The following is a 21982-nucleotide window of genomic DNA, read 5'->3' on the forward strand; positions in this document are numbered from 1 at the left end:
TTATAGCTTTACAGCTTTAAACACAAAATGACACAAATAAGTATTCTTGGCTGTGGCTGGTTGGGATTACCCCTGGCTAAAAAACTAACCGCAAAAGGACATCTGGTAAACGGATCGACAACTTCTGAAAATAAACTTAGTATTTTAAATGAATCGGGGATAAACCCTTTTCTGGTTACGCTTGAAAGCGAAAGTGTTTCCAATAGCATAACTGATTTTTTAACCGAAAGTGAAATCTTAATTATTGATATTCCACCCAAACTAAGAGAAAACAATACCAATGTTGCCACTTCCACTGAAATGGTATTTGTTCGAAAAATGGAGAATCTGATTTCGTTTATAGAAAAATCAACGATAAAAAAAGTACTTTTTGTAAGTTCAACCGCAGTTTACGGAAACGACAACACAACTATCACAGAAGACACGCTCCCAAATCCGGAAACCGAAAGTGGCAAACAATTGCTTTTAGCGGAGACTTTGCTTCAAAAGAATCAAAACTTTACAACCACAATATTGCGTTTTGGCGGTCTAATCGGAGAAGATCGTCATCCGGTAAAATTTCTCGCCGGAAAAGAAAACCTTGAAAACCCCGATGCACCGGTAAATCTGATCCATCAAAACGATTGTATCGCCATCATCGAAGCAATCCTAAATCAGTCTCAATGGAACGAAGTTTTCAATGCTGTAGCACCTTTTCATCCAACAAGAGAAGAATACTATATTCAAAAAGCAAAAGAACACAATCTGATTCCACCAAAATTCAAAGCTGAAAAGTCAAACATTCAAAAGGTTATTTCAAGTGAAAAAATAGAATCAGTTTTAAACTATCAATTTAGACCGGACAATTACTAAAAAGCCTCATATTCGGCTGAGCGAAGCCGAAACCTTTTTATAAGCCTGTCACTTCGCTCAGGGCGACAATCGTTTGCCAAAACATAAAAAACTTAAATTTACTTCCATATCTTTTATGGTTCAAACAAAAACTTTACGAACTTTGCGATAAACCTTTACTCCTTTGCGGTAAAAACTTTACGTTTAAAACTATGGAAACAGTTTATGTCAATTCACCATTAGGAATCACTAAGATCGTTGGAGATGAAGACGGCATTGCTATTGTCTCTGTTTCTGATGTTGGCGACAATGACGTTTCGCAAACCATTCCTAAAGTTCTGGAAGAGGCCGTTTCTCAGCTTCAGGAGTATTTTGATGGTAAAAGAACCGACTTCGCTTTAAAACTAAACCCAAAAGGAACGGACTTCCAGCAAAAAGTATGGAAATCATTGTTGGAAATTCCGTACGGAAAAACCATCAGCTATATGGATCAGACCAAGAAACTGGGAGATGTAAAGGCTATTCGCGCTGTTGCATCAGCAAATGGTAAAAATCCACTGTGGATTGTGGTTCCCTGTCATCGTGTTATAGGTACCAATGGTTCTTTAACGGGTTATGCCGGCGGTCTTTCCCGCAAAAAATGGCTCCTGGAACATGAGAATCCCAGTACGCAACAGCGTTTATTTTAGCTTTTGAACAAGTTGTGCCTTTACGAAAGCTGAAGGCAAAAAAGTATCGAAATCTTAAAAACATAAGCTATTTCTTATTTTTAAAATCATTTGCGTACTTTTATAAATCTAAATGCCTAAAAATATAAGACGTCTCCATAATGATTGAAAAAATTAACCTTAACAACATTCTTTTCCTTGATATTGAAACGGTACCGGAAGAGGAAAATTTCAATTCGCTTGACGAAGAAATGCAGTCTCTTTGGGATCAGAAGACACAATACCAGCGTAAAGACGATTTTACTCCCGAAGAATTTTATGAACGTGCCGGAATCTGGGCAGAATTCGGTAAGATTGTGTGTATTTCGGTTGGCTATTTTACCATCAAAGGTGATGTTAGAAATTTTAGGGTAACCTCTTTTTTTGGAGATGAAAAGAAAATCCTGCGCGACTTCAACAACCTCCTCAACAATCATTTTAATAAACCACAGCACCTGCTCTGCGGACACAATGCCAAAGAATTTGACATTCCGTTTATTGCCCGACGTATGATCATCAATCAGATCGCGATTCCGGAAAAGCTTAATTTATTTGGCAAAAAACCCTGGGAAATAGCTCATTTAGACACTTTAGAATTATGGAAGTTTGGCGATTACAAACACTTTACCTCTTTAAAACTATTGACCAAAATTCTGGGAGTTCCCTCTCCAAAAGGCGATATCGATGGCAGTCAGGTCGCACATGTTTTTTATGTCGAAAAAGACATTGACCGAATTGTAACCTATTGTGAGAAAGACACCATAGCTGTAGCTCAGATTTTTCTTCGCCTGCGTCGTGAGGATTTATTAATTGACGATGAAATCATTCATGTGTAATACCGCTTTAAACAATGGATTCAAAAATAGCACAGCTCAGGCTCATCTCCCAAAAACTTCATAAAACGACTGACAATACACCACAAGAAATTGTGCAACATTTAGGTGCAATGCAGGCTCAGGACTATGCAATGGCAAAATGGGCAGTCGGCTCCCGCTGCGATGCTTCGGAAAAAGTGATTGAAGAAGCTATCAATTCGGCACAAATTATCCGAACTCATATTTTACGACCTACCTGGCATTTTGTTTCTGCCGATGATATTTACTGGATGTTGGATCTTTCCGGGCCGCAAGTCAAACGCATTGTAACTTCTTATGTAAAAAAATACGGTTATGATGCAAAGAAATTAGATCAGACTAATGCCGCTATTCAAAAAATACTCGCAGGAAACAATCATCTCACCCGTGAAGAAATCATGCAGGAACTTAGCATTACTAAAACTCCTAGTCCTGATCATTTAAGCGGTCCCATTATGATGTATGCCGAGCTCGATGGTTTAGTTTGTAACGGAAAAATGAAGGGAAAACAAATGACGTATGCTTTACTTGAAGAAAGGGTTCCGAAACCACAAGGCAGACTAACCCAAGAGGAAGGTTTGACAAAATTAGCCCTTCGCTACTTTGAAAGCCATGGCCCTGCTACTCTCCTTGACTTTTCCTGGTGGTCAGGTTTCTCCCCTACCAGCTGTAAAAACATCATTAATGCAATCGAATTGCAATTAAACTCTATTACCATTGAGAATCAGAAATATTGGTTCAAAAATGATATTTCTACCGAAGATGACTTCCGCGAAAGCATTCATTTTCTTCCAGCTTTTGATGAAATCTTAATTTCGTATAAATCCCGAGAAGCATCCATTTTAGCAGAACATCAACCAAAGGCTTTTACCAACAATGGCATTTTCAAGCCCATAATTCTGGAAAACAGCAAAGTCATCGGAACCTGGAAACGCACCATCAAAAAAGATCATGCCAAAATAGAAACCCATTTTTTTAACGAGACAGAAAATCATAAAAAGGCAATTCTTTTTGAAGGTATTAAGTCTTTCGAAAACTATTTAGGAACCAAAATTCAAATCGAATAATTTGAATTTTCACAAAACCGAATTGCTTTCAATGAAATACTTCCTGTTTCCTGTTTAAAATCCTTGCGCGTTTTAGGGTTAAATAATTACATTTACAAAAAAATATAATTATGGTATTGAGCAGATTTTGGTTGGCTATTTTTGTGTCTTCAATTTTATTTGTGGTAGTAAGTTTGTTTACCGGCAACAGTTACACGCTTGATTTTATTCTGAACGGACAAAAAGATGACCCAATTCTGGTATCTGAAAAATATCTGGAGCAGATTCCTGCTTTTGTGAGAGACAGTATCGACTTAAAGGAAGATAAAACCATGATTGTAAACAGGGACTTAACAAATCCTGATACTACTTATGTTTACAAAAACAAAACGGTAAAAATTTACAGCGGAGTACAAAAATCAGACGGTTTACTGCCTACCTGTAAAAGTACTTTGATCGACATTATCATTCCATTAATTGCCTACTTAGCCTTTTTCTGCGGATTGATGGAACTTTTAATCGTTTCCGGAGCTTCCGAAAAACTAGCCAGATTTCTAAGTCCGATGTTTACCAAAGTGTTCCCTACGGTTCCTAAAAATCACCCGTCGATATCGTATATGACCTTAAATTTTGCCGCAAACTTCCTTGGTTTAGATTCTGCTGCCACGCCATTTGGACTAAAAGCAATGGAGAGCTTACAGGAATTAAATGTCGAAAAAGACAAGGCAAGTGATGCTCAAATTATGTTTATGTGTCTGCATGCATCGGGTCTGACTTTAATTCCAACTTCAATTATTGGATATCGCGCCGCAGCAAATGCCGCCAATCCCGCGGATGTTATGCTTCCGTGTATCATCACTTCGCTAATTGGAACTGTCGCAGCATTCCTGATTGTGGGAATCAGACAAAAAATAAATTTCAAAAGTGCTTCATTGGTACTTGCTTTAATGGCTATTATTGCTGCGATCATAGGATTATTATTCTATGTCAATCATTTAGATTTAATTGGAAAAAACTACTTTACTTCTAATCTTTCAGGATTGATGTTGGTTGGAATCATTGGAATTACACTCATTTTCTCCTTCATTCATGAGAAGAAATTTGTAGCACAAGACACTACAATGTTCGATACTTTTGTAGAAGGTGCTAACAATGGTTTAAAAACCGGAGTTAAAATATTTCCTTATGTTTTAGGAATGCTGGTTGCCATCTCTCTTTTTAGAAATAGCGGATTGTTTGAAATTATCAGCAATGGAATCGGATTTATCTTTAGCAGTATCGGCGTAAGTTCCGAAATCATAAATGCGTTACCGGTTGCATTACTTAGACCATTTAGCTCAGGAGGTTCCAGAGGATTCTTACTCGATTCGATGAGTACTTTCGGAGCAGATTCCCTTACCGGACGTTTGAGCAGTATTTTCCAATGTAGTGCCGAAACTACTTTTTATGTAATCGCGGTTTACTTTGGATCGGTAAATATCAAAAACACCCGATATGCGCTTACCACCATGTTACTGGTTGACTTCATATGCGTAATCGCTGCGATTTTTGTGGCAAGCTGGTTTTTTTAAGACTCAATAAAAAATAGTATTTTTCTTATTTTTTATTAATAACGAATACAAATATTTTGTATTATTACTTCTATAATACAAAATACGCGAAATGGCAAACACCTATCATCAAGTTTATATACAGGCCGTTTTTGCTGTCAAATACAGAGAAGCACTTATTAATAGCGAATGGAAATCAAAATTATTAAGCATTCTTGGTCTTCTGATAAACGAAACGGGATGCAAAACCATAATTGTAAATGGTACCGAAAATCACGTTCATTGCTTTCTGGGTTTAAAACCAAATGTTTCTATTTCTGAACTAATGAAAACCATAAAAGCAAAATCATCGAAATATATCAATGACCATAAGCTGACAAAATCCAGATTCGAATGGCAGGAAGGTTACGGTGTTTTCTCATACAGCCAATCACATGTTGATGCGGTGTATAAATACATTCAAAATCAGGAAGAACACCACAAAAAGCAATCTTTCAAAGAAGAGTATTTTACATTTTTAGAGAGATTTCAGGTTTCTTACGATGAAAAATATCTATTTAATAATCTTATATGAACCGATCCGATGGATCTTTAAATTTGTTTTCCCATATGTTTAAACCGGATTAAAATCCGGCCCTACAATATTGGTCGAGCCGAAGGCTCTTTCTCAAAGATTACAAATTCCGTAGGAATGACCTCTTTTGTAGCAACGGATTTCAATCCGTTGATCGATAAAACGACCGTAATTTAAAAAGTTCCGTAGGAACGAAACATATTACAATGCGATCTTTTACAAAACCTAGAAATATAAACCAATCCGATGGATCTTTAAACCTCGTTGTCGCATATTTTTTAAACCGGATTAAAATCCGGCCCTGCAAAATTGGTCGAGCCGAAGGCTCTTTCTCAAAGATTACAAATTCCGCAGGAATGAAATATTTATAGCAACGGATTTCAATCCGTTGATCAATAAAAAAACCATATTAAAATAAGAATCATTTAATCAAAGCCAAAAAATAACAAACCATGAAACCACAATACCTTTTCCTTCTCTCTCTCGTAATCGCCTGTCAAAAGCCAAAATCCGAATCGCAGATAGTAGGTGTCAATCCTCAAAACAAAGTTGAAAACACAATTCCCGCTAAAGAAAAATTCTTGAAAACGGATACAATAACTTTTAGTGATGAGGAAAAAATCTCAGCAAACAGCTATATTCTTGCACATCTTATCAGCCAAAAAACAGATAAAGACAGTATCGTAACCGGAAATTACCAACTTGATTTTTATCAAAATAAAACCAAAACTGTTTCTTCAAAAATCTCGATTAAAGGAATCGAAAAAGGTTCAGAATGGGGAGCTTCTCTTGGACTGACTTCAGCCACAACTAAAAACTCTCCGTTTATTCATATTCGTTTCGGATATCCTGCTTGCGGTTATAGTCAGAACAACTATTTATACTATCTGAAAAATAAAACCGTACAATTGGTTCATGAATGGTCAAGCATGTCCGATAGTGGCTGGGGCGGATGGGTTGAATTCGTAAATCCTTCTGCAAAAGTCAATCCGGATTCCTTTTACTGCAAAACTGTTTTCTTTGAACCCGATGACAATGACGAAAATATGGGAACTGTTAAATACTCCGATTCAATGGTTTTTCGCTTGATTGGAAATCAGTGGAAAAAGCAGCTGCTTACCAAGGAAGACCAAACCTATTTTGAGAAAAAAATGAGTTTTGATGCTTTCCACAGTCAAAAATAAAGGATAGAAAACGGACCTTATTCAAATTCTTTCTTAGGTAAATAATTTCTAACTTTGTAAAAAACAAAACAATGATTGATTTTATATACCAGGACCCTTATCCTATTTTGAAGGATGATACGCAATACCGCAAAATCACCTCTGATTTTGTAAAAGTAGAGCAATTTGGACAACGTGAAGTTTTGACCGTTGACCCAAAAGGATTAGAATTATTGGCGGAAGAAGCCCTTACAGATGTTTCGTTCATGTTACGAACGACCCATTTACAAAAATTAAGAAACATTCTTGACGATCCTGAAGCTACAGATAACGATCGTTTTGTAGCTTATAACTTATTACAAAATGCATCCGTTGCTGCCGAAGGTCAATTGCCTAGCTGTCAGGATACCGGAACGGCTATTGTAATGGCAAAAAAAGGAGAAAGCATTTTTACAGGTGTTGATGATGCTGAATGGTTAAGCAGAGGAATTTTCAATACGTATCAAAAGCGCAACCTTCGTTATTCTCAAATTGTTCCGATTTCGATGTTTGAAGAGAAAAATTCAGGATCAAATCTTCCGGCACAAATTGATATCTATGCCAAAAAAGGAACTTCATACGAGTTTTTATTCATGGCAAAAGGTGGTGGATCTGCTAATAAAACCTACTTGTACCAACAAACAAAATCTTTATTAAATGATAAATCTATGGATGCTTTCATCCGTACGAAAATCAAAGATTTGGGAACATCGGCTTGTCCTCCGTATCACCTGGCTTTAGTAATTGGAGGAACTTCTGCGGAAGCGAATCTAAGTGCTGTAAAAAAAGCATCTGCGGGTTATTATGACAACCTTCCAACTTCAGGAAATATGGCCGGTCAGGCATTTCGTGATTTAGAATGGGAAGAGCGTGTTCAGAAAATCTGTCAGGAGAGTGAGATTGGTGCTCAGTTTGGTGGAAAATATTTCACGCATGACGTTCGTGTAATTCGTTTGCCTCGTCACGCAGCTTCTTGTCCGGTTGGATTGGGAGTTTCTTGTTCAGCTGACAGAAATATTAAAGGGAAGATTACCAAAGACGGAATCTTCGTGGAGCAATTGGAAGTAAATCCAAAGCAATTTTTACCAGAAACAGCTCCGCACTTAGAGGCGCCTGTTGAAATTGATTTAGATCAGCCGATGGCCGATATTCTGGCCAAATTATCACAATATCCAATTAAAACCCGTTTAAAACTTAACGGAACTGTAATTGTAGCCCGTGATATAGCACATGCCAAAATCATGGAATTATTGGAAGCCGGTAAACCGATGCCGGAATACTTTAAAAATCACCCTGTTTATTATGCCGGGCCTGCAAAAACACCGGAAGGAATGGCTTCAGGAAGTTTTGGACCGACAACTGCGGGACGTATGGACGTTTATGTAGATGAGTTTCAAAAACATGGAGGCAGTATGGTCATGCTGGCCAAAGGAAACCGTACCAAACAGGTAACAGATGCCTGTAAAAAATATGGCGGATTCTATTTAGGTTCTATTGGAGGTCCTGCCGCTATTTTAGCACAAGACAACATCCTAAAGGTTGAAGTCGTAGATTTCGAAGAATTAGGAATGGAAGCGGTTCGTAAAATTACCGTTAAAGATTTCCCGGCTTTTATTATTACGGATGATAAAGGAAATGATTTTTTTGAAAATCTGTAGACTAATCAAGGTTCTTAGATTCTAAGGTACTAAGATTCTAAGTTTTTAAAACAATAAAACCGCCTTAGGGCGGTTTTATTGTTTACTAAGTATTATTCTCTGAACCTTTGCGTCTCAGTATCTCAGTATCTCAGTACCTTAGAATCTTAGAGCCTTAACCCAATTCTTCCCTTTCGAAAGCAATAAAATGAGACAACTGTCCTTTTAAATTAAAAACAGGACGTGCATTGATTTTACATTTATAGGTTCTGCCATCTTTTCTGTAGTTTTCAATTGTTTTTTCAAAAGGAATTCGTTGCTGAATGGCTTCTTTTATTTCTTTAAGCACAACTTTTGAAGTAGCCGGTCCCTGAAACATTTTCGGAGTTTTACCCAAAACTTCTTCTTCCTTATAACCTGTCATTTTTCTGATTCCATTTGAAGCAAAAACGATCTTCAAATCCAAATCGGTAACCAGGACAACTTCATTTTTTATTCGTTCTTCAATTTCCAGATTTTTGGCGTCCCAGATAAACTGACTCGAAATTTTATTCACTTTCTTTACATCAGTAAGAATTGCTTTTAATTCTTTTAAATGCTCACAATGAAAATCCCAAGCCATAATAGGGACTGAATTACGATGAGAAACTTCTTCAAATTTATTCGTTTTCATTGCGAATGATTCAATGTTAATGGACTCTTTTACTCAAAGATAGAGAGAAAATTCATCACAAAAGGATAAATTATACAATTTAATTATTCCTTAATGCAATTAGAAGGAAAATTTAAGCTGGACTACTACTGCCTTTTTTTCTTCTGTATTTAGATTGTTTAGCGAAATGCCAAGCAATCGAACTGAATCTTTCATTCGTTCCTGATACAGAAGCTCCTCTACGGTCTCTAAAATCAAACTTTTATCGGAAATAAAGTATGGCAATGTCTTACTACGCGTTTGTTGCGTAAAATCGCTGTATTTGATTTTAAGTGTCACGGTCTTACCTGAGATGTTATACTTTTTTAATCGTTTTTCTAAAGATGCTGCAATCTTTTCAAGCTGTTCGAGCATAAAAATTTCAGAGGATAAGTTGACATCGAAGGTGTGCTCTGCCGCAACTGATTTCGTTACACGAGATGCTTTTACTTCACTATTATGAATTCCGCGAACAACATTGTAATAAAAAGCCCCCGATTTTCCGAAATGTTTCTCCAAAAACGCTACGTCTTTGCTCTTAAGATCTGCTCCTGTAAAGATTCCCAATTGGTACATTTTTTCGGTGGTCACTTTTCCAACACCGTAAAACTTCCGAATGGGCAGTTCTTCCAAAAAACTTAAAACCTCATCCGGATTAACGGTTTTCTGTCCATTTGGTTTGTTAACATCCGATGCAATTTTCGCTACAAACTTATTAATCGAAATCCCCGCAGAAGCCGTGAGTCCCACTTCATTTAGAATTCGGAGTCTGATTTCCTGTGCAAGCAAACTTGCGCTTGGGTTGCCTTTCTTGTTTTGTGTCACATCAAGATAAGCTTCGTCCAGCGAAAGAGGCTCAACCAGATCTGTATAGTCATGAAATATTTTATGAATTTTATTCGAGATCTCTTTGTAACGGTCAAATCGCGGACGAACGAAAATAATTTCCGGACAATATTTTTTGGCCAGAACACCACTTATGGCACTTCGTACACCAAATTTTCGTGCTTCGTAACTTGCAGCCGAGACTACGCCTCTATTCTCTGATCCACCAACAGCAACAGGTTTTCCGCGCAAAGCGGGATTATCCATCTGCTCTACCGAAGCATAAAAAGCATCCATATCAATATGAATGATTTTTCGATATGTTGGGGTTTCGGACATACTACAAATTTAAAGAGGAAAGGCACAAAAAGTATCGAAAATAATCATAAAAATAACCTCTCCAGTCACCCCAAATGATAATCCTCCCTGTAACGATTCAAGCCACACCCTTTGTAAAGATTCTGAAGTTAATAGTCTCAAACGAATCCTTTTCGTTATTTTTGTATTTCTACATTAAAGAATTAAAATGCGAACATTTGTTATAGGCGACATACACGGCGGATTACTCGCGCTTGAACAAGTGATGAAAAAAGCCAAAGTTACCACACAAGATACTCTTATTTTTTTAGGCGATTATGTTGACGGATGGAGCCAATCTCCACAAGTAATTGAATATTTAATAAACTTAAAGAGCAAACAGAACTGTATTTGCATCAGAGGAAATCACGATGAACTACTTTTGTCCTGGTTTAAAAGCAAAACCGAAGAAGTTGATGAAACTTTATGGTTCAAACATGGTGGCGAAGCAACTGTTCTGGCTTACGAAAAACTGAGTGCGGAAGAAAAACAGACACATATCGCTTTCCTCGAATCATTGGAAGATTATTACCTTGACGATCAAAACCGATTATTTGTTCACGCAGGTTTTACCAATCTGAATGGCATCAAATACGAATATTTTCCAAAATTATTCTATTGGGACAGGACGCTTTGGGAGACGGCTCTTTCGCTAGATCCTAATTTAAAAATCGGTGATGCACTTTATCCTAAGCGTTTTACGCTGTATAAAGAAATCTATATCGGACATACTCCCGTGACCCGAATTGGCGAAACAACACCTGTACAAAAAGCAAACATATGGAACGTCGATACCGGCGCTGCTTTTAAAGGCCCGCTGACTATTCTAGATGTTGACACTAAAGAATTCTGGCAGAGCGAACCGTTAAATGAATTGTATTCTTCTGAAAAAGGCAGGAATTAACTCCTAAAAAGGTTATTTTTGCACTTTAAAAAATAATTAAAATTTATATTTATGAAAAAGGTAATTACACTTTTGTTTTTAGTGTCATTTGGATTCACACAAGCACAAGAGGCTTTTAAAGGAAAAGGAGATATTAGAGTGAATGTTGGTGCTAACATACAAGATGGTGGTTCCGGAATTCAGGGTTCGGTAGATTTTGGCCTTGGAGAAAATTTCTCTTTTGGATTTGTCGCCAATTATTTATTAGGAGTAGACAACTTTAATGGTTTCTATCATAACAATCCAACGCCATACACGGATTTAAAACCTGACTTTAGTGATCGTTTTGATGCCAAAGCAAGAATTAATGCTAACCTAAGCAGTGTTATTGGGGTTAAACAATTGGATGTTTACCCTGGTTTAAGTTTAGGATTGCGCAACTTTGGAGGTCATGTTGGCGGACGTTATTTCTTTACGGACGGATTTGGTGTTTTCACAGAGATTGGATTTCCAATTGCAAAATATGGAAACAACAACGATGTATTTGGTCATTTAAACAATCAGACAACTTTCAGTTTAGGAGCCTCATTCAATTTACAATAAGCGCAACGGATAAGAAAATAAAAGATTTATTTAAAGAAGATTTTCTTCTGAAATTGTCCGACAGCAAAATTTATAAAATAAAAAACCGCCTAGTTAGGCGGTTTTTTATTTTATCTGCTTAGCAAAATACTCCAATGGGCTCCGCTATACACTTTATACTTTTCTGAAAAATTCCCCTGATTGACTGCGAGCGAGAAATTTAAAAGACTGTTGAAGTAACAAACATCTGTACCAATTGCTGCTTCACCAAATGTATTTACTAATTTCAGTTTTCCTTCGTACACTTTTTTAGCACCATTAAAAACCTTAACCCTCACCGCATCTCCTGCTTTCAAGCCTAAATTTTCGGCGGTCTTTTTATCGATATTTGTCCATACATTGCCATACTGAATATCCAAAACCGGAATACCTCCTTTAATAACTCCATTTTCTAAAACCGGTTTCTGATAATCAATTTTCACCACTTCATTAGGCAGCTTAGGACCTACTTCTTCAAATGCAATCGTTTTTGAGGCTAATCGTGCTCCGGTAAAAGCATATACATCACGTCCATGGAAGGTATACGATTCATTTGAATTTTGTCGACGGTTTTTTACTTCATCAATTTCACGAATTTCCTGGATTCCTAATTGTTCTGCAATTAAAGTCAAAGTTCCATTATCGGGAGTTACAAAATAATGTTCTGATTTGGTGCGTAAAACCACAGAATGTCTTGCGGTTCCCACTCCCGGATCACAAACAGATACAAATACAGTTCCTGCGGGGTAATACTGTGCGGTTTGTGACAAGCGGTAAGCAGCCTCCCAAATATTAAATGCCGGAATTTCGTGGGTCAGATCAAATATTTTCAAGTCTGTTGAAACTCCCATTGCAACTCCTTTCATTGCTGATACCGCTCCATCTTTCAACCCAAAATCAGATTGAAAAACCAGCACGTTGTTCTGAGAAAAACTACTAAAACTAATGGCATACAAAAAAAGCAATACGTACAATTTCATCATGATCTTTTTTAGGATTACTGAACAAACAAACTTACAAAAAGCGGTCTAACCGTGACATACAAAAATTACATTGGGGAACTCCATAAAAAAACCCCGCAAATTGCGAGGCTTTTCGTTTTTTAAACTAACATTTTTATTTTTTGGCGAATTTCTTAACGATTCTTTTAGTACCATTATTCAACTCGATAACATAAAGTCCTGTTTTTAAAGTTCTCACATCAATAGGATTTCCTGAAAGCTCTCCTGAACTCACTTGCTGACCTAATGTATTTGTAATTCTGAAAGTATATCCTGTATTATCTGCCAATGAAATATTTAATTCATCAACAACCGGATTTGGATACAATGCAAATCTTGCTGTTTCATTAGTTTCAACTAATCCTGCTGCAATTTCCTGATTTACAATAGCTCCTGAAGCTGTGATATTGATCGAATAATCTTCTACTTGTCCATAAGAAAATGACTCACAAGAAGTTGGTATTCCGTTGTATTTCATAGAAACTCTAAGTCTTGTTGTACCCAGTGTTGCTGTAGCCGGAATTGTAATGGTTCCTGTAGCTGTAGACGCTGTAGAAGTTGCTTTCGTCCAAACTGTTTCACCTGCATCAGTAAAATCCCCATCTTGGTTGTAATCAATAAAAACAGCATATCCTTCACTGTAAATAGTAGAAGTCCAAACCGGAGTAATTGTTATTGTATAAGCTGTTCCTCTGGCAGCATTTGTAGAAATAGCGGTATAGTTTTCATAACCGGTTGTTCCTGTTGAAGTGTTGTTGATGGTACCGAATACCACTTTTCCAATTCTCTCGTCTACAGTACTGTTCCCCTGAGAATTACAGTAGTTTAAAGATGCAGCTGTAGTCGTAACATTTACAACATTACTTGCTGTTGAAACATTTCCTGCTCCATCTTTGGCTTTTACACTAAAGCTATACGCTGTCAATGCTGTTAAACCTGTTACGGTATAACTTGTTGTAGTAGAAGAACCTTTTAAAGTTGTTCCCTGGTAAATATCATATCCGGTAACCCCTACATTATCTGTTGAAGCGGTCCATGTCAAATTAGTTGTTGACCCCGTTGTACCGGAAGCAGCAAGATTTGTTGGCGCAGTTGGCGCAGTTGTATCATTTGAGTCCACATACGCAGCTCCAACACCTACGGCATAAAATGCATTGGTGGTAGCAATAACTTCCGGTGAACCGGCACCATACAAATCAATAGCCGATTGTATTCCTGAAGTTCTTGCATTGGCAAAAGTAGAATTTGCTGTTAAATACACGCTTTCCAGACGGTACGCAATTTTTGCCGCTTTATCAATTGTAATCCCTGTTACGTTATAGGCATTTCCGATATCATTTGTACCTGATTTACCCACAGACAAAATGTAAAACCAGTGGTTCAATACACCGGAATTGGTATGCACACCGCAATAATCATTACTGCTTGTTGGTGTACAATTTGGATTGATCCAATAGGTTCCGCCATAAGTGTCCGGCTGACCTTCAGAATTTGGATCACTCATCGAACGCAAAGAAAGATGTCCTGATCTTCTTTCGATATCTTCACCAATTAACCAGATCGATTTTGTTGGTGCTGCTGCATTTTCAATACAAGCCCCCCAAATATCAGAGAACGCCTCGTTCATTGCCCCAGATTCTTTTTGATACGCCAGGTTCGCTGTATAAGTACAAACAGCATGTCCTATTTCGTGTCCGGCAACATCAATTGCTGTTAGAATGTCAAAATAAGTTCCGCTTCCGTCACCATAAGTCATTACACTACCATTCCAGTAAGCATTATCGTAGGCATTGCTGTAATGCACATAGCTTTTTATGATAGCACCTGCATTGTCGTAACTGTTTCTTCCATGTACTGTTGACCAGTAATCGTATGTTTTTTCAGCTCCCCAATGCGCATCCAAAGCTCCATTGTCTTTGTTCGTATTGTTATACTCAGCAGCGGTCCAGTTATTATCAGCATCCGTAAAATTTACGGCAGCGGTATAACTGGTTCCCTTTTTCATATTGTAAGTATTGATTCCTAAACCTCTTGTCGCATCAGCAAGTATATAGGACGCTCCGCTTAAGGTGGTTTGTATCACCTGCGTTCCGCTGTAACGTGTCGCAGCATTGGCTGCAACAAAAGCTTTTTTGGTATTTGCGTCTTCTTTTTGATGTATTGCTTTGGCGGTTTTTACTTTATTTCCGTGGCTGTATTCACCAAGATGTTTTATGGTAGCGTTATAATACAGGACTTTTCCTGTTTCTGCGTCGATATAAAGATCTCCGCGGCTTACCGGATTGGTGGCATAAATATCAAATTTATAAGCCAGTCTCACCTTATCTGACTTTCTGGTTTCACCCTGTTCTTCCATTGCCGGCAATAAAACCAATTCGCCTTTTGGCTTCTCATAGTTCATTGCTGCAGCATCTTGCGGGTTTTCCCATAGATATTGTTTTGCTCCTGTATAAGCAACCGCTCTGTCGAAAGCCGCTTTACTGGATAATTTTGCAGTTGTTTTTACATTTTGAAGAGCATAAAACTCTCCGTTCATGGAAACTAATTTTCCGTCTTTGGAATGTAGGGTGTAATTGGCAAATTCTACTTTAATACCTTGTTCGTACAATTGAAATTTTTCATGAGTAAAACCTTCTCTGTCAGATTCTATCTTAATTTTAGAAAAGGACTGGTTGTCTTTCAAACCCAATTGTTCTTTAAAAACAGTGTTGTAATCTGTTCCTCTGTAAGTAGATTTATCACTAAAAGTGATTAAGCTTGGTTGTCCATTTTCTGATACATTTTTCTGACTTACCCGTTTGTCTGTGTTTTGGGCAAATCCTGATACTGAAAATGTAAGAATAACAACGGCTGATGCCATGGTTTTTGGTAATTTTCTGTTCATAATAACGTGGTATTTAGTTTGGTTAAATGGATTACAAATAAAATATTAAACGTAAGTAAATACTCTATTTTAAAATAAAAGTATTTCATTTTAGTTAAATAATCGATGAAATTTGCCGTTAATCGATTAAATACAACGTTTTTTACTTTAAATTTACTTTTATTTAACAAACTGTGATGATTTCACAAAAAACAGGCCCAAAAAATAATTATTCTACTGATAATTAATGCATTAACTCGAAAAAGTCAGTAAATACAAGGCTTTTAGAAAAAAACAAACCGGGCGGCTTTCCTTTAATTTTTTCCTACAAAAAAGGCCAGCCCTTTTAAAAGCTAGCCTTCATGCGAATTTGTCTTAATTACAGAATTATCTGATATCCATTTCCGGAATTTCACCTTCAATGATCAAATCAGCTTCGGTTGATGCGATGATGTGCTCGACAGATACACCCGGTGCTCTTTCTAAAAGCTTAAAACCTTTATCGGTTACTTCCAGAACCGCAAGCTCGGTGACTACTTTTTTAACGCAGCCCACACCAGTTAAGGGTAAGGAGCATTTTTTTAGTATTTTTGATTCACCTGCTTTATTAACGTGCATCATGGCAACAATAATATTTTCGGCAGAAGCTACCAAATCCATTGCTCCGCCCATACCTTTTACCATCTTACCCGGAATTTTCCAATTGGCAATATCACCATTTTCAGAAACCTCCATGGCACCTAAAATGGTCAAATCTACCTTTTGGCTTCGAATCATTCCAAAACTAAAAGCCGAATCAAAGAAACTGGCTCCCGGAAGTGTTGTGATAGTTTGCTTTCCGGCATTGATAATATCTGCATCTTCTTCTCCCGCAAAAGGGAAAGGCCCCATACCAAGAACACCGTTCTCGCTTTGAAACTCCACAGCAATATCTTCTCTAACATAATTTGCTACCAGAGTTGGAATACCAATTCCAAGGTTCACAAAATAGCGGTCTTTTACTTCTTTTGCAATACGTCTTGCAATATCTTCTTTTGTCAACATAGTTCTAATGTGTCAATTTGGAAATTAGATAATTAGATCATGCGAAATATTTACGCAATCCAAATAATTAACTAATTATCACATTTTCTAATTCTCTAATTATGCTCGTTGTCTTACCGTTCTCTGCTCGATTCTTTTCTCAAACTTTTCTCCCTGAAAGATACGCTGCACCATAATTCCCGGAATGTGTATTTGATTTGGATCTAATGTTCCTACCGGAACTAATTCTTCCACTTCGGCGATGGTAATTTTACCCGCACCTGCCATACAGGCGTTGAAATTTCTGGCTGTTCCCTTAAAAATCAGGTTTCCTGCTTCGTCACCTTTCCAAGCTTTAACAATAGCAAACTCCGCTTTGAAAGCCTGTTCCATGATGTGCATTTTTCCATTGAACTCACGTACTTCTTTGCCTTCGGCAACTTCAGTTCCGTAACCTGCAGGTGTAAAGAACGCAGGAATTCCGGCTTGTGCTGCACGACAGCGTTCGGCTAAAGTACCTTGCGGAGTCAATTCGACTTCCAGTTCTCCTGAAAGCATCTGACGCTCAAACTCGGCATTCTCCCCCACATAAGAGGAAATCATTTTTTTAATTTGCTTCTTTTGCAAAAGCAATCCCAAACCAAAATCATCCACTCCTGCATTATTTGAAATACAGGTTAAATCTGAAATGGAAGTATTTACCAGTGCTGCAATTGTATTTTCAGGAATTCCGCATAAACCGAAACCTCCGAACATTATAGTCATTCCGCTTTCAATTCCTTCGATAGCTTCCTGAACGTTATTTACTTTTTTTGTAATCATAACAAACTGTCTTTATTACTGTATATTTTTGATAAAAATAAGATTTTTAGATTAAATTATAACGATTTCGTAAAAAATAAAATGACCGATTTTACTCTTTGAAAACGAACTGCCCGCATGCCTGTTGAGTGGCAGACTACATCATTATAAAAAGAAATCCTTTTGTATTCTTCCTGTATCAGAAGATCACAAAAGGATTTATTATTTGTAAAGAACTAAACCTACAGTTCGAACTCGTCTGTATTCTGGTCTGTTTGTGTCGTATCTTTTACCACTGCCGGCCTGCTGTAGCAATCTACCTTTATAGAAAGGTTTGCCGGACGCTCGAACTCTGATTTTGAAACCTGTAATCCCGGGTCGGCATAACACAATTTCATGAAATACCCCCAAATTGGTAAAGCTGCTGTAGCTCCTTGTCCGTAAGTCAAACTTTTAAAACGTGCTGAACGGTCTTCACAACCTACCCAGACTCCGGTTACCAGATTTGGTACCATTCCCATAAACCAACCGTCTGACTGATTTTGAGTGGTTCCGGTTTTACCTGCAATCGGGTTTCTGAACATGTACGGATATCCAGTCCAACGGTTGTCACCGCTTCCTCCGCCTTCTGTACGCAAACGTGCACCTGAACCGGTTTCTGTAACTCCTTCTAATAATTTAATTACTGCAAAGGCAATATCTTTGTTTAAAACGTCATGAGATTCCGGAATAGGCTCATAGATCACCTCACCGCTTTTGTTCTCAATACGGCTTAAAAACTGCGGTTTTACATATACTCCCTGATTGGCAAAGGTACTATATGCAGCCACCATATCTTCAACCGTAATATCTACTGCACCAAGTGCAATAGAGGGCTGAGGAGGGATTTCGGTTTTAACACCTAATTTGTGTGTTAACTCTACTACAGCTTCTGGACCTGTTCTGTCGATTAACTTAGCTGATACGGTATTGATCGAATTGGCAAGACCTTGTTTTAGCGTTACCATTCCACGATATCTGTTATCAGAGTTTCTTGGTTCCCAGTCAGCAGTAACATTGTGACGCCCTTTGTGAATCATAAAAGGTCCGTCCAGAATAGAATCGCAAGGAGACATGTTTAACTGCTCAATAGCAGTTGCATACACAAACGGTTTGAATGTAGATCCTACCTGTCGTGCTCCCTGCCCTACGTGATCGTATTGGAAATATTTATAATTAATTCCACCTACCCATGCTTTAATGTTTCCGGTTTGAGGTTCCATCGCCATTAAACCAGATTGCAGGAAGTGTTTAAAATAACGAATAGAATCAAGTGGAGTCATCACGGTATCACGTTCTCCTTTCCAGGTGAATACACGCATTTTGGTCTTCACTTTAAACGAAGCAATGATGTCTTCATCACTTTTATCCATCTCTTTCATAAGGGCCCAACGCGTCGAATTCTTCATCGCCTGCATGATGATACGGTCTGTTTCTGCTTGTGTAATGTTTACAAACGGCGCATTTTTATTGGTTTTCATTTCAATAAAAAATTGCTGTTGCAAGTTTTTCATGTGTTCCGAAACTGCTTCTTCTGCATGCAATTGCATTCTTGAATCGATAGTGGTGTAAATTTTCAATCCATCTTTGTAGATATCATAATCTGAACCGTCCGGTTTTTTATTTTCTGCCACCCATTTTTTCATATAATCACGCAGGTATTCTCTGAAATAAGTAGCGGTTCCTTCACGGTGACTTTCCAATTTGAATTTTAAAGCGATTGGCAATGCCTGATATTTCTCTTTTTCAGATTTGGTTATCATCTTGGCTTTTACCATTTGTCCCAGTACAACATCACGACGGTTTTTTACCCCAACAGGGTTACGCAAAGGATTATAAAGAGATGAATTGTTAAACATTCCAACTAAAATTGCCGATTCGTCAATAGTTAAGTCTTTAGGATCTTTGGAAAAATAGGTCTGAGCTGCCGAACTTACCCCAACAGCATAATTTCCGAAATCATAAACGTTGCAGTACATCGCTAAAATCTCATTTTTGGTATATTGTCTTTCCAGACGAATGGCAATAATCCATTCTTTTATTTTTTGCACTATCCTAAAAGGTAAAAAGCTAGATCCACCACGATGAAATAACTGTTTGGCCAATTGCTGTGTTATGGTACTGGCTCCTCCATTTGTCCCCAAAGAAAAAGCAGCACGTAAAGTCCCACGTCCATCAATTCCGGAATGCTCATAAAAACGAGCATCTTCAGTTGCCACCAAAGCATCTACCAGATTTTTTGGCAAGTCAGAATATTTAAGCTGTGACCTGTTGGTTTTGAAATATTTACCGATTACCACTCCATCAGACGAAATGATTTCGGTGGCCAAATTAGAATCCGGATTCTCCAAATCTTCAAAAGAAGGCATTGAACCGAATAACCCCCATGAGGCAAATAAAAAGAAGGCAAGAACTCCTAATAAACTATAGGCAAAAATTCTCCAGAACTTCTTTTTGTAGTAATTAATATCTTTAACGCTATTGGATTGATTGTTTTTCTTAGCAGCCATAACTATTTTTCTAATCTTTTTGTTCTATTCTAAAACCAACATCTGTAATACCTTCTAAGGCCTGAACTCCCGGAATTTTACCTGATTCTCTGACCGCTTGTTTGATATGTACTTTGTATTTTCCTCTAAACTTTACGTTTTCTTTGTAAAACAGCTTACTTTCTTTAATGTCTGTAAAGCCATTCCCCATCAGGCTACCGTCAGGATTTGCCATTTGATATTCTAAAGTATCCACTTTGGTAAAACCGCTTGGTGTTTCGATAGCTACAATCAAAAACAAATTATTGAACGGATAATTGTTATTGTCTCTCAAATTTACAAACAGGTTGTATCTTTTGGTAGAATCTAAAACCGGCAGATCAAAGGTTACAATACTGTCTTTGTTCCAGGCACTTCCAACAGATTTGTATTCGTCAAATACTCTTTTTTTATCGCAGGAAAAAAGGAGGATTGCTGACAAAAGAAGAATTCCACTACTTTTTATTCTCATTTTTAGTAATAATTATAGGTTTTCTTGGCTCGGCTGGCTTTTTATCGTTCGAATTTTTGGGCTTGTTCGATTGATTTTGTTTGTTTTGTGGTTTATTCGATTTATTCGGATTGCCACCAGCCGGCTTGTTTGTATTATTATTGGCTTGCTGCGGTTTGTTCGGAGCAGCCACAACTGCATTCTCAGCATTTGGTTTGCGTTTACGACTTGGCTTTTTCTTTCTTTTTGGCTGATCGAAACGGGTTAAACTCTCCTGCCCCATTGCATTGTTAAAGTCTTTCTCTGGTTCAGAAGTTACTTCAATAGCGAAATCTTCCAGTGAAGAAACTTTGTTTTTTTGTTTGTTTTCGGCAATAATTTCTTTTACCTGATCGATTTTTAAAACATGCCAATTCGCAAAATTATTGGTATAGGCGAACCACATAAGGCCTTTAAAAATATCTTGTTTCTGGCAAATAGCATCTCCTTTTTCGGTTACCAATTTGGTATCGTAATCCGGAAAGTCTTTTAGCGCGTCCATGTAAGTATCTAACTCATAGTTCAGGCAGCATTTTAGTTTTCCACATTGTCCTGCCAACTTTTGAGGATTCAGTGAAAGCTGTTGGTAACGTGCTGCCGAAGTATTCACACTTCTAAAATCGGTTAACCAGGTTGAACAGCAGAGTTCACGTCCGCAAGAACCAATTCCTCCCAAACGGGCTGCCTCCTGACGGAAACCAACCTGCTTCATTTCGACTCTGGTACTGAATTCTTTGGCAAAATCTTTAATTAAAAGTCTGAAATCGACTCTGTCATTTGCGGTGTAATAAAACGTAGCTTTTGACCCGTCTCCCTGAAATTCAATATCAGAAATTTTCATTTCCAGTTTATGCTGGATGGCCAATTCACGTGCACGAACTTTCATTGGTTCTTCACGATCACGTGCTACAGACCAGATATCAATATCTTTCTGAGAAGCTTTTCTGTAAATTTTAGGGACCTCATTACTTTCAGGATTTACTCCTTTTTTCTTCATTTGAATTTTTACCAATTCGCCTGTCAAAGTTACAATTCCAATATCATGTCCCGGTGAAGCAACAGTTGCTACAATATCACCAATACTTAACGTTAATTTTTCTAAATTTCTAAAGAATTCTTTACGTCCGTTTTTAAAACGAACCTCAACACAATCAAAAATCGCCTCTCCATTGGACGGACTCATGTTTGCGAGCCAATCGAAAACCGTCAATTTATTGCAGCTATCGGTGCCGCAAGTCCCATTATTTTTACAACCCTTTGGTGCGCCACCATCGGAGGTTGAACAACTTGTACATGCCATAATTATATATGTAGTGTCGCAAAAACGCGACTTAAGTTCATAAACGTTTGATCGGTAAAGATAGTATTTTTTTTAGTTTGCTTTTTATCCATTAAAACTAAAGGGATGTTAAATGAAGAAATGTCTCATTTTTAGTCAAAAACGCATTTTTTGGTCTCT

The 21982-nt window shown here is 37.5% G+C and carries 19 protein-coding genes; 10 read left to right on the forward strand and 9 right to left on the reverse strand.

Annotation, left to right across the window (positions count from 1 at the left end; all coding sequences use genetic code 11):
- Positions 1 to 27 precede the first annotated feature (27 nt).
- From OLM58_RS06810 to OLM58_RS06845, 8 genes are all read left to right on the forward strand, one after another.
- Positions 28 to 852, forward strand: coding sequence for an NAD-dependent epimerase/dehydratase family protein (locus tag OLM58_RS06810; RefSeq protein WP_264531700.1), 825 nt, complete (start codon positions 28 to 30; stop codon positions 850 to 852).
- 191 nt (positions 853 to 1043) lie between these two features.
- A complete protein-coding gene (locus tag OLM58_RS06815; protein WP_264531701.1) occupies positions 1044 to 1520 on the forward strand; it encodes a methylated-DNA--[protein]-cysteine S-methyltransferase in 477 nt (158 codons plus the stop codon).
- Positions 1521 to 1660: 140 nt separating this feature from the next.
- A complete protein-coding gene (locus OLM58_RS06820; protein ID WP_017495872.1) occupies positions 1661 to 2374 on the forward strand; it encodes a 3'-5' exonuclease in 714 nt (237 codons plus the stop codon).
- Positions 2375 to 2388: 14 nt separating this feature from the next.
- The gene (locus OLM58_RS06825) at positions 2389 to 3459 is read left to right on the forward strand and encodes a winged helix DNA-binding domain-containing protein (RefSeq protein WP_264531702.1); all 1071 of its coding nucleotides are present in this window, start codon (positions 2389 to 2391) and stop codon (positions 3457 to 3459) included.
- Positions 3460 to 3569: 110 nt separating this feature from the next.
- Positions 3570 to 5009, forward strand: a complete 1440-nt coding sequence (locus OLM58_RS06830; protein WP_264531703.1) for a nucleoside recognition domain-containing protein — start codon at positions 3570 to 3572, stop codon at positions 5007 to 5009.
- Between the two features lie 91 nt (positions 5010 to 5100).
- Positions 5101 to 5562 carry an IS200/IS605 family transposase gene (tnpA, locus tag OLM58_RS06835; RefSeq protein WP_264531704.1) on the forward strand — a complete coding sequence of 154 codons (462 nt, stop codon included), beginning with the start codon at positions 5101 to 5103 and terminating at the stop codon, positions 5560 to 5562.
- Positions 5563 to 6014: 452 nt separating this feature from the next.
- The gene (locus OLM58_RS06840) at positions 6015 to 6746 is read left to right on the forward strand and encodes a hypothetical protein (protein ID WP_264531705.1); all 732 of its coding nucleotides are present in this window, start codon (positions 6015 to 6017) and stop codon (positions 6744 to 6746) included.
- A 71-nt stretch (positions 6747 to 6817) separates the two neighbouring features.
- A complete protein-coding gene (locus OLM58_RS06845; protein ID WP_264531706.1) occupies positions 6818 to 8422 on the forward strand; it encodes a fumarate hydratase in 1605 nt (534 codons plus the stop codon).
- 154 nt (positions 8423 to 8576) lie between these two features.
- On the opposite strand, the gene OLM58_RS06850 is transcribed toward OLM58_RS06845, so the two are convergent.
- Both OLM58_RS06850 and dinB read right to left on the reverse strand, forming a co-directional pair.
- Positions 8577 to 9074 carry a PAS domain-containing protein gene (locus OLM58_RS06850; RefSeq protein ID WP_264531707.1) on the reverse strand — a complete coding sequence of 166 codons (498 nt, stop codon included), beginning with the start codon at positions 9072 to 9074 and terminating at the stop codon, positions 8577 to 8579.
- A 99-nt stretch (positions 9075 to 9173) separates the two neighbouring features.
- A complete protein-coding gene (dinB, locus tag OLM58_RS06855; protein ID WP_264531708.1) occupies positions 9174 to 10256 on the reverse strand; it encodes a DNA polymerase IV in 1083 nt (360 codons plus the stop codon).
- A 187-nt stretch (positions 10257 to 10443) separates the two neighbouring features.
- Between dinB and OLM58_RS06860 the strand changes: the two genes are divergently transcribed.
- Positions 10444 to 11178 (forward strand): metallophosphoesterase family protein, encoded by a 735-nt coding sequence (locus OLM58_RS06860; RefSeq protein WP_264531709.1) that lies wholly within the window; start codon positions 10444 to 10446, stop codon positions 11176 to 11178.
- A 51-nt stretch (positions 11179 to 11229) separates the two neighbouring features.
- Entirely contained in the window at positions 11230 to 11760 is a 531-nt protein-coding gene (locus OLM58_RS06865; protein ID WP_264531710.1) for a DUF6646 family protein, read from the forward strand.
- Between the two features lie 110 nt (positions 11761 to 11870).
- On the opposite strand, the gene OLM58_RS06870 is transcribed toward OLM58_RS06865, so the two are convergent.
- The 7 genes from OLM58_RS06870 to OLM58_RS06900 all read right to left on the reverse strand — a co-directional run bounded on the left by OLM58_RS06870 (position 11871) and on the right by OLM58_RS06900 (position 21823).
- Complete coding sequence (locus OLM58_RS06870; RefSeq protein ID WP_264531711.1) at positions 11871 to 12761, reverse strand: S-adenosyl-l-methionine hydroxide adenosyltransferase family protein; 891 nt, start codon at positions 12759 to 12761, stop codon at positions 11871 to 11873.
- 133 nt (positions 12762 to 12894) lie between these two features.
- Complete coding sequence (locus OLM58_RS06875; protein WP_264531712.1) at positions 12895 to 15663, reverse strand: M4 family metallopeptidase; 2769 nt, start codon at positions 15661 to 15663, stop codon at positions 12895 to 12897.
- Positions 15664 to 16029: 366 nt separating this feature from the next.
- Positions 16030 to 16686, reverse strand: coding sequence for a CoA transferase subunit B (locus OLM58_RS06880; protein ID WP_017495856.1), 657 nt, complete (start codon positions 16684 to 16686; stop codon positions 16030 to 16032).
- A 99-nt stretch (positions 16687 to 16785) separates the two neighbouring features.
- Positions 16786 to 17487: a CoA transferase subunit A gene (locus OLM58_RS06885; protein ID WP_017495855.1), complete on the reverse strand. Its 702-nt coding sequence runs from the start codon at positions 17485 to 17487 to the stop codon at positions 16786 to 16788.
- Between the two features lie 221 nt (positions 17488 to 17708).
- Positions 17709 to 20015 (reverse strand): penicillin-binding protein 1A, encoded by a 2307-nt coding sequence (locus OLM58_RS06890; RefSeq protein ID WP_264531713.1) that lies wholly within the window; start codon positions 20013 to 20015, stop codon positions 17709 to 17711.
- A gap of 10 nt (positions 20016 to 20025) precedes the next feature.
- Positions 20026 to 20505 (reverse strand): gliding motility lipoprotein GldH, encoded by a 480-nt coding sequence (locus OLM58_RS06895; RefSeq protein ID WP_264531714.1) that lies wholly within the window; start codon positions 20503 to 20505, stop codon positions 20026 to 20028.
- Entirely contained in the window at positions 20489 to 21823 is a 1335-nt protein-coding gene (locus tag OLM58_RS06900; RefSeq protein WP_264531715.1) for a stage 0 sporulation family protein, read from the reverse strand. The genes OLM58_RS06895 and OLM58_RS06900 overlap by 17 nt, the downstream gene beginning before the upstream one ends.
- Positions 21824 to 21982 lie beyond the last annotated feature (159 nt).

Origin of the sequence: Flavobacterium sp. N502540 (assembly GCF_025947365.1) — a bacterium.
GTDB lineage: Bacteria > Bacteroidota > Bacteroidia > Flavobacteriales > Flavobacteriaceae > Flavobacterium.

Bases quoted from the DNA above. Each gene is read 5' to 3' on its own strand.
- OLM58_RS06810 (WP_264531700.1), top strand. From the start codon at position 28: ATGACACAAATAAGTATTCTTGGCTGTGGCTGGTTGGGATTACCCCTG.
- OLM58_RS06820 (WP_017495872.1), top strand. From the start codon at position 1,661: ATGATTGAAAAAATTAACCTTAACAACATTCTTTTCCTTGATATTGAA.
- OLM58_RS06865 (WP_264531710.1), top strand. From the start codon at position 11,230: ATGAAAAAGGTAATTACACTTTTGTTTTTAGTGTCATTTGGATTCACA.
- OLM58_RS06900 (WP_264531715.1), bottom strand. From the start codon at position 21,823: ATGGCATGTACAAGTTGTTCAACCTCCGATGGTGGCGCACCAAAGGGT.
- OLM58_RS06840 (WP_264531705.1), top strand. From the start codon at position 6,015: ATGAAACCACAATACCTTTTCCTTCTCTCTCTCGTAATCGCCTGTCAA.
- OLM58_RS06870 (WP_264531711.1), bottom strand. From the start codon at position 12,761: ATGATGAAATTGTACGTATTGCTTTTTTTGTATGCCATTAGTTTTAGT.
- dinB (WP_264531708.1), bottom strand. From the start codon at position 10,256: ATGTCCGAAACCCCAACATATCGAAAAATCATTCATATTGATATGGAT.
- OLM58_RS06880 (WP_017495856.1), bottom strand. From the start codon at position 16,686: ATGTTGACAAAAGAAGATATTGCAAGACGTATTGCAAAAGAAGTAAAA.
- OLM58_RS06890 (WP_264531713.1), bottom strand. From the start codon at position 20,015: ATGGCTGCTAAGAAAAACAATCAATCCAATAGCGTTAAAGATATTAAT.
- OLM58_RS06885 (WP_017495855.1), bottom strand. From the start codon at position 17,487: ATGATTACAAAAAAAGTAAATAACGTTCAGGAAGCTATCGAAGGAATT.
- OLM58_RS06845 (WP_264531706.1), top strand. From the start codon at position 6,818: ATGATTGATTTTATATACCAGGACCCTTATCCTATTTTGAAGGATGAT.
- OLM58_RS06830 (WP_264531703.1), top strand. From the start codon at position 3,570: ATGGTATTGAGCAGATTTTGGTTGGCTATTTTTGTGTCTTCAATTTTA.
- OLM58_RS06815 (WP_264531701.1), top strand. From the start codon at position 1,044: ATGGAAACAGTTTATGTCAATTCACCATTAGGAATCACTAAGATCGTT.
- OLM58_RS06895 (WP_264531714.1), bottom strand. From the start codon at position 20,505: ATGAGAATAAAAAGTAGTGGAATTCTTCTTTTGTCAGCAATCCTCCTT.
- OLM58_RS06850 (WP_264531707.1), bottom strand. From the start codon at position 9,074: ATGAAAACGAATAAATTTGAAGAAGTTTCTCATCGTAATTCAGTCCCT.
- OLM58_RS06825 (WP_264531702.1), top strand. From the start codon at position 2,389: ATGGATTCAAAAATAGCACAGCTCAGGCTCATCTCCCAAAAACTTCAT.
- OLM58_RS06875 (WP_264531712.1), bottom strand. From the start codon at position 15,663: ATGAACAGAAAATTACCAAAAACCATGGCATCAGCCGTTGTTATTCTT.
- tnpA (WP_264531704.1), top strand. From the start codon at position 5,101: ATGGCAAACACCTATCATCAAGTTTATATACAGGCCGTTTTTGCTGTC.
- OLM58_RS06860 (WP_264531709.1), top strand. From the start codon at position 10,444: ATGCGAACATTTGTTATAGGCGACATACACGGCGGATTACTCGCGCTT.